Source organism: Paenibacillus sp. HWE-109, from assembly GCF_022163125.1.
Classification (GTDB): Bacteria; Bacillota; Bacilli; order Paenibacillales; family NBRC-103111; genus Paenibacillus_E.
Map to the genome: position 1 here is coordinate 3875587 of NZ_CP091881.1, position 12676 is coordinate 3888262.

Below are 12676 nucleotides of genomic sequence, written 5' to 3' on the forward strand. Positions count from 1 at the left end.
GTACAAGTGAAGATGGACTATCCTTACTATCGCGCAGGGCTATATTCTGTGATATCTACAAAACTATTAACAGGAATTCCTCCTGCTATTTTTGTCAAAACCACTCTATTCCGCCATCTAACGGGAAAAACTCCCTCTATCTTCTGAGAATATCGCAATTCAGCGAGCATTCATCAGAAGTAGAGGGAGCTTTTCCATGTAATCCAACTTTTCAGGCGGAAATCGATAAAATAGCAGGAGCTTTTCCTGTTTAGCTTAGGAGGAGGAGCAAAAAAGCTGCACATCTTCCGCTACTTCACTTGCCAACCATCAGAATCCTGCTGCAAATTCCATAGATTCGCATAAATACCATTCTGCGAGATTAGCTCGCTATGCGTGCCTCTTTGAACAAGCTGACCTTGATCCAGCACTAGAATGCTGTCTGCGTTTTGAATGGTTTTTAGGCGGTGGGCGATGATAATCAGAGTTTTATTCGCAACCAACTCATTAATGGCCTGCTGCACAGCGGATTCGTTCTCGGGATCGAGCGAGGCCGTCGCTTCGTCAAGCAGCACGATCGGGGCATCTTTCAATAATGCGCGCGCAATGGAAAGTCGCTGCTTCTCCCCGCCTGATAGCGTGGAGCCACCTTCTCCCACCGGCGTGTCATAACCTTGTGGCAATTGGGAGATGAATTCGTGGCAGCACGTACGCTTGGCTGCTTCTTCTACCTCTTCCTGAGTAGCTTCCATATTCCCGATTCGGATGTTATTGCCGATGGTATCCTGGAACAGATACACATCTTGGAATACCATCGAAATATGCTTGAAAAGTTTCTCTGGATCGGCATCACGGAGCGATTGCCCGCCAATGCTGATCGACCCCTGATCTACATCCCAGAAGCGGGCAATGAGGCGGGTTACGGTACTCTTCCCGCTGCCAGAAGGCCCCACCAAGGCTGTGATCGTTCGGGGCTCAATGGTGAAAGACATGTCTTTCAACACAGGCGAATGAGCATCATAACCAAAGGTTACCCGATCGAAAACAATCGAGCCATACGGCTTTATGCTGTAAGTCCCCTGCATCGGCTGTTCCCTGTGCACATCCATAATTCGCTGCGCACTATAAGCGGAATAGCGCATTTCGCCATAGCTCATCAGCACCAGGGTCAATGGCTCAAAAATTCGGCTCCCCACCAACAAAAATAGGAGAAAGACGGGAAGTGTAAGTGTTCCGCTTGCCAATAGATAACTGCCGACAACAATCATAATTGTCATCCCGGACCGAGTCAGCAGCATGGCTCCCATAATCACGGGTCCCATGATACCTTCCAGGCGAATAGATGCACGCATCAAGCGATCAAAGGACAAACGCAATCGTTCGAATCTTTTCCCGCCCAGATTATGTGCTTTAATTTCACGAATGCCAGTTAAATATTCTTGCATCCGACTTGCTGCTTCATTCTTGGCTTGAACATGATTCCTGCTGAGCTGTGCCTGAAGCGTGTCTGTCAGCCATAATAGCAGCACGCCCAACGGTATAGCCATAAACATGGCCAGTGACATTCGCCAATCGAGGAATACCAAGCCAACTAACGCTAAGATTGGCAGCATAATGGCCGTGATAAGTTGCGGCACATTATGAGAAATCGTATGCTCCACTTGCGCGTAATCGCCTAACAATAAATTCGTTAAATCACCGGGATCACGTTTGCCAAAGTAGCCTAGGGATAAATGACGCAGATACTCGGCCAATTTAAGCCTTCCCTCGGCAGCTAAGGTATAAGCTGCGCGATACGACTTATCGTACAGCAGCGCAAATGTAGCATACGATACCAATAGCCAGACGAACAAAATAATACAGTCCATCCAAAGCCTGCTGACATTTAAAGCTTTATTGGGATCAGCAATGAAAATGTAGTATGTGTTGAAAAGATCAACTAACAGCGCCGCTGGAATCACTTTAACGATCCCATCCAATATTGCGGCCAAGGCAGAAGGCCACAAACTTCGAATATTCCCTCCCGAAATGTTAGTAAAGTAACGATTCATGGCTTGAGCCCTCCTTCTTGCGATCCGTCAGCGTAGATTCTTTCACGCCCAACTTCCATGAAGCCGAGCTGATATGGGCTTGCCACATCTGTTCATATAATCCGCTCAAGGCCCGTAGTTCGTCATGTGTTCCCCGCTCTACGATTTCTCCTTTTTTCACGACCAGTATCTGCTCGGCAGCACGAATCGTGGACAAACGGTGCGCGATCATTATAACCGTTTTCCCTTTGACAAGTTCAACCAGAGCACGCTGGATCTTCTTTTCATTTTCTGCATCTGCATAGGCTGTCGCTTCATCCAGCACCAGAATGGGGGCATTCTTCAGCAAGGCCCGCGCAATAGCAATTCGCTGCGCCTCGCCACCAGATAAGTAGGTGCCGCCTTCCCCGATCTTGGTGGCGTAACCTTGAGCAAGCTTCGTAATAAATTCATGACAGCAGGCCGTCTTGGCAGCCGCAATCACTTCTTCTTCGGATGCATCCGTATTGCCCATTCGAATATTCGCTTCGATCGTATCATAGAACAGATGCACGTCCTGGAAAACAAAGGAAACCTTATCCATCAACATTTCCGTACCCATATCGCGAAGAGATACGCCGCCTATTGCGATTTCTCCCTCCTGAACGTCCCAGAAGCGCAGCAATAGACTGGCAATTGTTGATTTGCCCCCGCCCGAAGGACCAACTAAGGCCGTCATTTCGCCGGCTTTTGCCATAAAATGAACATCCTTCAAGATCGGTTTGAAATTCTTGCTGGTTGTGCGTTCATAGGCGAAGGAGACATTCTTGAAAGTGATATCATACGCAGTTGGGATCTGTGGTGAAGCCGGCTCCATTACGATAGATTCCGCGAAAACCGCTTCGATCCGCTTGTTGTTCTCCACCACTTCTCTCATTCCGCTGCCCACAAACATTAATTTCAACAAGGGTACTGATAAGCTGGGGGTAAGAATAATGAAGAGCAGAAAAGTAATAGCGAACGATTGGCTGCCAGCATTGCCGCTTGAGAGTAGAATGCCAACAGGGACGACGAAAGTGAATAACGAACTGACAATCACATAAAATAGACCATACGGTATCTTATATAAATCCGTTATTCGCAACGAAATGTTTCGATACTCGACAACCGCTTGCTTGAACGTTAGAAAGGAATCTGCTTTGATCCCGAATATTTTCACCACAGGCATGCCCCGAATATATTCCACGCCTGTCGCATTCATGTTTTCTACAGCATGCTGAAACTCGCGGTAAGCTTGCTGACCGCTCGCGCTGCCGAATAACTTGCTTTGCAGCCAGAAGCCAATGCCGATGGGGACCAGCAGCACAAGCGCCAAACTCCAATTCATCCAGAACAAATAGCCAATCAACAGAATTGGAATCATAACTGCGCTAACGATATCGGGCAATTGATGGGCAATAAATTTCTCGATTTTCTCAACGCTTACCTCGATAATCTTCTTCAATTCGCCTGTTGCTGTTGAGGTATGAAAACCCATGGGCACCTTAGCAATATGCTCCGTAAGCCGCACTCTCAGCTCATAAAGAATACGGAAGGCTGCGATATGTGAACACATGCCCCCGATATACAGTGCGACCAAAGCGCCAATCAAAGCCACCAAGGCAAAGATACCCCAATACAGAATAAGTGCCTGATCAGCGCCCGCTGGATCTCCAGCATGCTGCAGAAGCTCTTGAACGATGATGTACACAGAGACAAAAGGAGCGATTTGCAGCAAACTGGAAATGACTGAAAACAAGCTTGCCACGATCAGCAGCCCTTTTTTCTCACTGGCAATTTGCAGTAAGCTCCTCATTTCAACTTTCGAATCCATTTCTCATCCTCCCTGTTCGTCCTAGCTTTGTTTATGTTTATCCAGAATTAGCTGTCCAAGCTTATCCAATAGAACCATGCGACCCAACGCTGTATAAGAATAATTATAGTTATCAACATTCGTGATCTTGTAGATGTTCTTCTTCTGTACGGCCTTCATATTGGTCCATACCTGACTGTCACTCATTTTGTTCTCGCTGTTCTCCATCAGAATCAAATGGTCTGGGTTGATCGTAGATAATCCTTCCAGAGCGATTTGAATGCCTCCCCAAGCTTCTGGTTCTGGAATTCCCGTCGCCTTCTTGATGCCCAGATCCATGTAAACAAGCTCAGCCGTTCCTGTGGAAGAATAGACGACTAGATTTTTGGGATAAGTTTCAATGACGGCTAATGTCTCACCTTGAAGAATTGGTTCCAACTTCTTCTTCCATGCTGCGACCTTGCTTTCGTAGGTTTCTAACCACTTGTCTTTCTTTTCTACTTCTCCAAGAAGCTTGGCTAGGAAATCCAATCGGTTTCTCCACTCATAATAAGGGTACGGGACAATTACGGTAGGCGCGATTTTCGATAACTGATCGTACATTTCCTGATTGAACAAGCTGCCGAGAATAATTAAATCCGGTTCAACTGACATCACGGCCTCTACACTGATTGCTTCCCCATACCATCCGAGATTAACTGTATCCTTCCCCAAAAGATCCTTAATTGTAGGGGAAAATACCTTCCGGTCTCCATAATCCGCATTCGCTGAGGCAATGGGTTTAATCCCGAGCAGCAAAAGTTCCTCGGTTGATCCCGAAAGATCGGCGATACGCTTTGGATTTATCGGAACCGTGACCTTCTGCCCGTTCGGATTAACAATTACCTGTTGTTTGGAAGGTTCCTTTCCTCCGTTTGTCTGTGTAATCCCGCATCCCGCCAACACCAGAATGCAACATACAATGGCCAATCTCATTACGTTTCTCATTGACTTTCTCCTCCCTGTATCTCCTCTAGTTGTAACATTTTCTGATCCTCAACTCACAGATAATAATAATCATTATCAATGGAACTCAAAAAAAAGTTCATTCTCTATTCGTCATGATCAGTTGTCGCAATCTACTATCTCACAGATGTTCTGGAAGGAGATACCCCAATCGGGAGTTTTAAGACACGAAAACGGATTGAATGCTTCATTAGCGCTTCAGATGTCGGAAATAATCAGAAGGATTGACACCGAATTTCTTTTTGAAATGTTCCGAAAAATGGCCCGCTTTACCGAAACCGACGGCGTAAGCTGCCTCCGTAATCGTCATGTGGCTTTCTCTTAACAATCCAAAAGCTCTTTCCAGTCGTTGATCGATTACATAAGCATAAACGGGCAGGCCAAATAACAGCTTAAACCCTTTCTTGAGCTTAAATTCGTTAAGGCAAACACGTTGGGCAAGCGCCGCCAGACTAGGAGGAGAAATCAAATTGGCATCGACGATGTCTTTGGCACGTTGCAGGCTTGCTATATCTGTTCGGGATAATCCTGAGGTGGACGTGCTGCTAAGATTTTTCTCCATCAAAGATTCGCTTAAATAAATAGCAACTAACTCCATAACTTTTCCTTCCAAATAAATACGTTTGATATCCCCGTGGTACTGACAATGCGTGATCTCATGAACAACCCGCTTCAGAGCGGGTGTCGATTGCGTGTTATAATACAGTCCGCAATTAGCCGCTAACACCGCAGACAGCTTGTGCAGGGGAAGATGCTGCAGCGCGCCATTCGACTCCGTATGATTGAATTTAATCGTCAATCCTTGAAACCGTCTGTCTCGCTCATACTGACAATTATTGCTTGCTTCATTATCCCCATATACCGATACCCCGCCAGATTCCAGCCCAAACTCCCCTGGCTGCCCAGCAACGCTCCAATGTATGCTCTCCCCTAGACAAAATCCAAGGTTTAAGCTGTTTCCCCCTTCCTTGCTGCTCATTTTCATATTGTCATGAAAGGAAACATCACAAATAACCAATTCCAAAAATGAATTGGGTTGCACTCGCTGCCAATATCCTTGCCCCATCTGTTCAGGCAGCTTGACAATTTGATCAAACCAAGAGGATTTATACATATGATTCAATTCCAGCGTTAGCGAACAATTGCTATCAATCTTATTGTCAATTTGACACCATCTCTCACCATTCTCCATCGTAAGCACCTCTATTAATTATTTACTGCATTGGTTCCATTACCCCAATTATAAGTAATATGGAATCAATGTACATGGACATTTTCCACAGCAACAGATAATGAAAAACGGCTTCGCCGCCCTGAAAGATCAGCCTCTTCGTAGCGACAAAACCTGTTAAGGGAACTAGAGGGCGCTATATAGGCAAATAGTAGGGATGCTAGGGTATTAGCGGAACTTCAGGGTCTTATTTCCACGAAAAACGCTGAAATTGCCTTGAAACAGCAAAATAGCGGACTATAGTTCCCACACCCCCGCTATATGGATACTTTTGGCTAGAATAGCGGACTGTGGTTCCCTCCCTCTGTTCGCACAAGGCGGCCGGAGTCACTCCGTGCTCACTCCAAAACATATAAAAAAACCTCAATCATCATCACGGATGAATTGAGGCTCTTTGGTAAATTGCCGTACCTATACTTTCGGCTTCTGCCCAATTACACGAACAGGACGTTCCACCCAATTGTCACGATTCATCCGCTTCACTTGGTTAATCGGATTTTTAAGATCAATAACTTCAACAAACTTGCCTTCTTCTTTCAAGGTAGCTTCAAGCTTTTCTTTGTAGCTCGTTCCCGGCGCAGGTCCGCCGCCGCCATTGCGTTTTCCTTTGTTCCACACTCTGCCTTTACTCATTTCACCACTCCATTTTTGTTTTAAGTGTAAAGGCAGGCGCGGAAAAACGCAAATATTTGCTGCAAATTGTGAACTCTCTACACAAGTTTATCCTTGCAGTTCGAAAGCTTTCGCCAGTAAGCGATAAGAATGAACACGTGCCGCCACGTCATGTATCGGCGAAACGACCATAATTTCATCCGCTTGGTACGCTTCATTCAATTTGAGAATTTCCGCCTTCACTTGCTCCGGCGTTCCGACAACCCGTTTGTGCTGACGGCCGCGGATCAGTTGCAGATCTGATTCCGTGTACGGATAGTTCATCGCCGTCTCTACAGAAGGGAAAGATGGCAGCAGCGCGCCGCGGCCCAGCGAGAGAAAGAATAGGTCCGTGCTCGTCGCCAAACGCTTGGCCTCTTCTTCCGTATCTGCGCAAATAACCAGAATGGCCGCCAGAGAATGGGCTTGTGCATTCAAGATCGATGGCTTAAAGTGCTCCCGATAAATGCGCAAAGCTTGTTCGCAATCTGCATTGCCGAAAAATTGCGCAAAACCAAAAGCAGCACCTTGATCCGCGGCAATTCGGGCACTGTCATACGAGGAACCTAGCAGCCAGATGTCTGGTGCTGTGTTGATGACAGGCGACGCATGAAGCCCGGCGAATCGGTGATTCCCCGGCAGCGCATCATGGAGATAGCCCGTCAAATCCGCCACCTGCTGCGGGTACTGATCAACGCCTGTATACTTGCCCTCTTGCAGAGCGCGTGTAGAAATCGGCATCCCGCCTGGCGCACGCCCCAGACCTACATCGATTCGTCCAGGATGAAGAGCCTCCAACAAACGGAAATTTTCTGCAACTTTATAAGCACTGTAATGCGGCATCATAATACCGCCGGAGCCTAAGCGAATCCGCTTCGTTTTGGCCGCCAGATGAGCAATTAGCACTTCTGGACTGGAATGAGCCAGCGCTTGAGAGGCATGATGCTCGGATACCCAATAACGTGTATAACCAAGTTGATCTGCTTCTTGCGCCAGTTCTGTCGTTTCAACTAATGTTTCTGCGGCATTACGGCCTTCGCCTATTTGTGATTGGTCCAAAATCCCCAATTTCAACATCTACATCACCTCTAAACTAACTGTAACACAAATAAGCACAGAATAGCAAAAGCAGCCGTTCCCCTTGCTAACGACTGCTCACTTCATCTTTTATTGGGCAAGACTAGCCTGCTTTAACAACTTTTTCTTCAAATAGATTAACGTATCCGAATCCCCAAGCGGCCTTTGGAAGAAGGCTTCATAACCCTTTCTTTGGTACATCGTAAGCAGCCACGGATGTTTCTGGGAAGTAGCAAGGACGACTCCGTCTGCGAGCAGTGTATCGCGCACAATCACTTCCTCCACATACGCGAGCAGCCGGTTGCCAATACCTTGATTCTTGTAAGCTGGTGAAACTGCAAACCAATATAAGAAGGGCAGCTCAGTCAGTTCGGGCAAATTTTTTAAGGAAAGTGTAGCGGCAATAGCACCATCAATCTCTAATACATAGCTGGTATTATTCAGCAAATTATCCCTAATGAGGTCAATATCCGCATTCGCAGCAAGAAACGTAATGCCCAGCTCGCGGATAGACGCATACGCATGATGAATAACTTGAAATTGTTCTTCTGCATCGTCAATCGTTGCTAAACGATACACCTCGCTCATGTCATCACCTTCCTATTTATTGGACACTTTCCGCACTCTGAAACCTGGATAAGGCAAAGGAGGAAATATCATAATTCGTTTGACCCTTCTGGATCAAATCCTTTAACATTTCACCGACGACACTGGCAAATTTGAAGCCATGGCCAGAGAAACCTCCCGCAAGCAGCACATGCTTGTGTACGGGATGACGATCAATAATGAAGTGTTCATCTGGCGTCATTTCATATTTGCATACAGCCGTGCGAACCACTCTCCCTGCTGCTTGCGGCAGAAAGGCTTCCAGCGCTCGGCGCAAATCCTGTTCATCGTCCGGATACGCACCAAACGGCGCGAACAACTGCCCAGGCTTCCACACTTGGCCTGCATCATGCCGACCGATTTTCACGCCGGAGCCGTTAATGCTCGGAAATCCGTAGAAGCCGCCATGATCGGCCCCGAAAGTAAACCCTGGAAAGACGGAGGCGTCGTACAGCGCTTGATCCGATTGAAACCAGGCTACCGCTTTGCGTACAGAGCGAATGGGGAGTTTAACGATGTCCTCCAATGTTCCGAACCAAGCTCCCGCAGAGAGAACAAGCTGGTCAGCGTGATAAGCGCCATCCAAGGTATGCACGGTAACACCGCTAGTGTGCACCTGAATGTTGGTAACTTGCGTATTCACCAGAAGTCTCGCACCTGCCGCTAAGGCTTGCTGACGGTAGGCACGCACACAAGCCTCGCTGTTCAGATAACCTGCCTTCGATTCATACAAGCCCACATAAGTGTCAGGCGGCTGAACTCCGGGCCAGCGTTTGCGAATTTCATCCGCAGCCAGCTGCTCTACCTGAATTCCGAAATCAACTGCCGCCTGCCGTTTGACTTCCAAATTCGCGGATTCCGCGGCACCCATATTGAGCACACCGCTGCGGACCAACAATTGCTGTCCGCAGTCTTCTTCCAGTTCCGTCCACAGCTTATCCGCTCTAAGCGCCATTGCCGTGTAAGTTCCACTGCCTGAATAAGCATGACGGATCAGCCGCGTTTCCCCATGATGGCTGCCCGCGGTGTGCGGAGGATCAAATTTATCTATCAGCAGCACTTTGACATTATTTTTCGCCAAATGATATCCGGCACTCATTCCCATGGACCCTGCGCCAATGATAATGACATCATATGAGGTTGGTATACGTCCTCACCCCTTTTCTAATTCCACTCGTTGCTTTCCTTTATATCACATAACTCCAATCCGGTGTTACACGCTTCAAGAACTGCCTCGTTCTCTCCTCTCTAGGTCTAACAAAAACATCCTCAGGTTCTCCCTGCTCTACGATCACGCCGCCATCCATAAACACAACATGGCTCGATACTTCCCTCGCGAAGCTAACTTCGTGGGTCACAATAATCATCGTGACGCCATCATCCGCGATCTTGCGGATCACCGACAGCACCTCGCCTACCAATTCCGGATCCAGTGCTGAGGTCGGTTCATCGAATAGAATGACTTCTGGATTAAGCGCCAGTGCGCGGGCAATGCCTACACGCTGTTGTTGGCCGCCAGAAAGCTGACTCGGATAGGCATCAATTTTGTCAGAGAGCCCGACTTTGTTCAGCACCTCAAGACTTGTGCGCCTTGCTTCTTCTTTGGGCTGTTTTTGAGCAATAACAAGACCTTCCATCACATTTTCCAGGACGGTTTTATGTTTAAACAGATTATAATGCTGAAACACCATCGCGGTTTTCTTCCGCAGTTGGAGGATATCCTGCTTGCTTGGATGTTTGCCGCTAATTTTAAAATCACCAATCGAAATTTCGCCTTCATTTGGACGCTCAAGGAAATTCACGCACCGCAGCAGCGTTGTTTTGCCGGAACCGCTTGGCCCCAGGATCGCCACAACGTCGCCTTTTTCAACAGTTAAATGAATACCGTTCAGCACTTTATTTTTGCCAAAAGCCTTATGAATGTTCGTTAACTGAATCATACAACACCCCCTCGATTGTACACGGTGACTTTTTTCTCCAAAAATGCCGTCAAGCGTTCAGCCAACAGCGTCAAACCCCAATAAATAAAAGCTGCCGCAATATAGGCTTCCAAGAATTTTAAACTGACCGACGCCACAACGCTTGCTTTGCCGAGAAGTTCCATCTGAGATACGGTAAAGGCCAGCGACGACGTATGCAGAAAGCCTACAAAAATGTTGCATAAATTCGGTAAAATCACCCCGATGGCTTGCGGCGCAACAATACGCCAAAGCGCCTGCGGCGTCGACATCCCAATGGAATGAGCCGCCTCAATCTGGCCGCGATCCACCGACAGTATACCAGAACGAATGATTTCCGACATATACGCCCCGGCGGTGATGGAGAAAGCCGTCAGAACAATCAGCAAGGAAGGCACGGAGGACGATTTGAAGCTCCAACCGTAATAAGCGGACAATCGATCAATTACGAGCGGCAGCCCGAAATAAATGACCGTGATGTGCAGCAAGATCGGCGTTCCCCGCAGAAAGGAAACATAGAAATCCAGCAGCCTATAGATATATTTCACTTTGTATATGCGAGCGAAAGCGGTTAATAAACCAATACCGAAGCCAATCACAAGCGGAATGAAGGTCAGTACAAGGGTCAGCGGAAGCGCCTTGAGAATCTCAAAAAAAGCCGTATAAATGAATACAATATCAATTTTCATATCCCTTACCTCACCCCGTTAGCGGACGTTCATGCCTTTGCAGTCTGAATTCCGTCACCCGGAACACTTTCTCAAACACAAGTACGGTCACGTAATAAATAATCGTCAAGCTGATATACACTTCCAACGTATGAGCGGTAGCCGCAATCAAGGTTTGACCGCGCCCCATCATATCCATGACTCCGATGGAAAAAGCCAACGAGGTGTCTTTCAGAAAGCCAATGACAGAATTGGCAAAGTTGGGAAAAGCAATCAACAGCGCTTGGGGCGCTATGATCCGGGCAAAAGACTGCGTCCCCGTCATGCCAACCGCATAAGCGGCTTCCGTCTGCCCCCGATCGACGGCGTTGACCGCCGCCCGGATATTTTCCGATTTAAACGCTGCAATGCTTAACCCGTAGGTAATAATGACGAAGTAGATCGGGTCCCACCTGGAAATATTGATATGGACAATTTCCAGCAGCATCGGCAAGCCGTAAAACACAAGAAACAATTGAATCAGAATCGGCGTTCCCCGAATGAAGGAAACATACACGATGGAGATTTCATTTAACACCGGAATTCGATACAAACGCGTAATGGCTATAAGTGTTCCTAGAATAAGCCCCAAAGCAAGGGAAGCTGCTAAAATAAGCAAGGTCAAGGGCAAATAATACAACAGCTTAGGCAGGAAATCCGCGACTAGGGTGATATCGAATGATTTTCCCATCTAATTCCCCACAGTGTAGTCGGCTCCCAGCCACTGCGTACTCAGTTTGCTTAATGTCCCATCGGCTTTGATCGCTTTCACGGCCTCATCGATTTTCTTCTTCAATTCATCGCCATCTTTGCGCAGAATAAAGTACACTTTGGAGTTGGATAAAGGCTCTCCAACTGTTTTTAACTGGGCATCTACGGATTTATTCACGAAGTCGATGGCAAATTGCGTGCTGATCGAAGCATCGGCCCTCCCCTGCTTGATCAGTGTCTTCGCATCTTCACCAGCTGCCGTGTACACGATGTTAATGCCTGTGTTATGCTCCTTGTTATACTTTTCAGCCAACACAGCGGCATTGCTTGTGGCGGTGACCAGCAGCTTTTTGCCTTTGAGATCATCAATTGATTTCACCGCGTTATTGTCTTTGTGAACGATAATTTTATTCGGAAAAATATTGTAGGCCTCATCGTTGAAAAGGAACTTCTGCTTGCGCTCGTCGTTCACTTCCATTTGGTGCGCAATGAAATCAATTTTATTCGTCTCCAGACTAAGCAGCAGATTTTTGAATTCCATCGTTTTCAATTCAAATTCATACTCGGGCAACCGCTTGTCAATTTCTTTGACAAGCTCCACATCATAACCAGTCAGATTGCCTTTATCATCAATAAAGCAAATATTGGGGAACTGTGTTCCTGTGCCCACCACAATCTTTTTCACCGCTTTTGGCGCCGCTGCTGCAGCGGTTGCTTGCGTGGATGGCGCTGACGTTCCAGCAGCCGCCGTGGCTGCCGCCGCTGACGGTGCCGTGTTGGCGGTCTTCGTTTGAGCACCGCAGCCTGCAGCGAAAGCAGCGGTAAGGATAAGGGAAGAAAGAATAGTTAATTTTTTCATTGTGGATTGCCTCCTAAGGGTTATGTTTATA

Annotated in this window: 12 protein-coding genes; all 12 read right to left on the bottom strand. The window is 47.3% G+C overall.

All coding sequences use genetic code 11. The features are described 5' to 3' along the window. Positions 1-290: 290 nt before the first annotated feature. The 12 genes from LOZ80_RS16525 to LOZ80_RS16580 all read right to left on the bottom strand — a co-directional run bounded on the left by LOZ80_RS16525 (position 291) and on the right by LOZ80_RS16580 (position 12645). Positions 291-2030: an ABC transporter ATP-binding protein gene (locus LOZ80_RS16525; RefSeq protein WP_238172398.1), complete on the bottom strand. Its 1740-nt coding sequence runs from the start codon at positions 2028-2030 to the stop codon at positions 291-293. Further along, the gene (locus tag LOZ80_RS16530; RefSeq protein ID WP_238172399.1) at positions 2011-3861 is read right to left on the bottom strand and encodes an ABC transporter ATP-binding protein; all 1851 of its coding nucleotides are present in this window, start codon (positions 3859-3861) and stop codon (positions 2011-2013) included. Before LOZ80_RS16530 ends, LOZ80_RS16525 begins: the two co-directional genes overlap by 20 nt. Positions 3862-3882: 21 nt before the next feature. Further along, positions 3883-4827 (bottom strand): ABC transporter substrate-binding protein, encoded by a 945-nt coding sequence (locus tag LOZ80_RS16535; protein ID WP_238172400.1) that lies wholly within the window; start codon positions 4825-4827, stop codon positions 3883-3885. Between the two features lie 208 nt (positions 4828-5035). Further along, a complete protein-coding gene (locus LOZ80_RS16540) occupies positions 5036-6037 on the bottom strand; it encodes a helix-turn-helix domain-containing protein (RefSeq protein ID WP_238172401.1) in 1002 nt (333 codons plus the stop codon). Between the two features lie 450 nt (positions 6038-6487). Beyond that, positions 6488-6709, bottom strand: a complete 222-nt coding sequence (locus LOZ80_RS16545) for a hypothetical protein (protein ID WP_238172402.1) — start codon at positions 6707-6709, stop codon at positions 6488-6490. Positions 6710-6796: 87 nt separating this feature from the next. Further along, entirely contained in the window at positions 6797-7804 is a 1008-nt protein-coding gene (locus LOZ80_RS16550) for an LLM class flavin-dependent oxidoreductase (RefSeq protein ID WP_238172403.1), read from the bottom strand. Between the two features lie 90 nt (positions 7805-7894). Then, positions 7895-8392, bottom strand: a complete 498-nt coding sequence (locus LOZ80_RS16555; protein ID WP_238172404.1) for a GNAT family N-acetyltransferase — start codon at positions 8390-8392, stop codon at positions 7895-7897. Between the two features lie 16 nt (positions 8393-8408). Beyond that, positions 8409-9557, bottom strand: coding sequence for an N-methyl-L-tryptophan oxidase (gene solA / locus LOZ80_RS16560; RefSeq protein ID WP_283214791.1), 1149 nt, complete (start codon positions 9555-9557; stop codon positions 8409-8411). A 40-nt stretch (positions 9558-9597) separates the two neighbouring features. Beyond that, positions 9598-10350 (bottom strand): amino acid ABC transporter ATP-binding protein, encoded by a 753-nt coding sequence (locus LOZ80_RS16565; protein WP_189006678.1) that lies wholly within the window; start codon positions 10348-10350, stop codon positions 9598-9600. Beyond that, on the bottom strand, positions 10347-11057 hold the full coding sequence (locus LOZ80_RS16570) for an amino acid ABC transporter permease (RefSeq protein WP_189006680.1): 711 nt from the start codon (positions 11055-11057) through the stop codon (positions 10347-10349). Before LOZ80_RS16570 ends, LOZ80_RS16565 begins: the two co-directional genes overlap by 4 nt. Before the next feature lie 10 nt (positions 11058-11067). After that, positions 11068-11766, bottom strand: a complete 699-nt coding sequence (locus LOZ80_RS16575; RefSeq protein ID WP_238172406.1) for an amino acid ABC transporter permease — start codon at positions 11764-11766, stop codon at positions 11068-11070. Beyond that, positions 11767-12645 carry a transporter substrate-binding domain-containing protein gene (locus tag LOZ80_RS16580; RefSeq protein ID WP_238172407.1) on the bottom strand — a complete coding sequence of 293 codons (879 nt, stop codon included), beginning with the start codon at positions 12643-12645 and terminating at the stop codon, positions 11767-11769. Positions 12646-12676 lie beyond the last annotated feature (31 nt).

Excerpts from the sequence above, each read along its gene's own strand:
- LOZ80_RS16575 (WP_238172406.1), bottom strand. The coding sequence starts at position 11,766 with ATGGGAAAATCATTCGATATCACCCTAGTCGCGGATTTCCTGCCTAAG.
- LOZ80_RS16555 (WP_238172404.1), bottom strand. The coding sequence starts at position 8,392 with ATGAGCGAGGTGTATCGTTTAGCAACGATTGACGATGCAGAAGAACAA.
- LOZ80_RS16530 (WP_238172399.1), bottom strand. The coding sequence starts at position 3,861 with ATGGATTCGAAAGTTGAAATGAGGAGCTTACTGCAAATTGCCAGTGAG.
- LOZ80_RS16565 (WP_189006678.1), bottom strand. The coding sequence starts at position 10,350 with ATGATTCAGTTAACGAACATTCATAAGGCTTTTGGCAAAAATAAAGTG.
- LOZ80_RS16540 (WP_238172401.1), bottom strand. The coding sequence starts at position 6,037 with ATGGAGAATGGTGAGAGATGGTGTCAAATTGACAATAAGATTGATAGC.
- LOZ80_RS16545 (WP_238172402.1), bottom strand. The coding sequence starts at position 6,709 with ATGAGTAAAGGCAGAGTGTGGAACAAAGGAAAACGCAATGGCGGCGGC.
- LOZ80_RS16570 (WP_189006680.1), bottom strand. The coding sequence starts at position 11,057 with ATGAAAATTGATATTGTATTCATTTATACGGCTTTTTTTGAGATTCTC.
- LOZ80_RS16535 (WP_238172400.1), bottom strand. The coding sequence starts at position 4,827 with ATGAGAAACGTAATGAGATTGGCCATTGTATGTTGCATTCTGGTGTTG.
- LOZ80_RS16550 (WP_238172403.1), bottom strand. The coding sequence starts at position 7,804 with ATGTTGAAATTGGGGATTTTGGACCAATCACAAATAGGCGAAGGCCGT.
- LOZ80_RS16525 (WP_238172398.1), bottom strand. The coding sequence starts at position 2,030 with ATGAATCGTTACTTTACTAACATTTCGGGAGGGAATATTCGAAGTTTG.
- LOZ80_RS16580 (WP_238172407.1), bottom strand. The coding sequence starts at position 12,645 with ATGAAAAAATTAACTATTCTTTCTTCCCTTATCCTTACCGCTGCTTTC.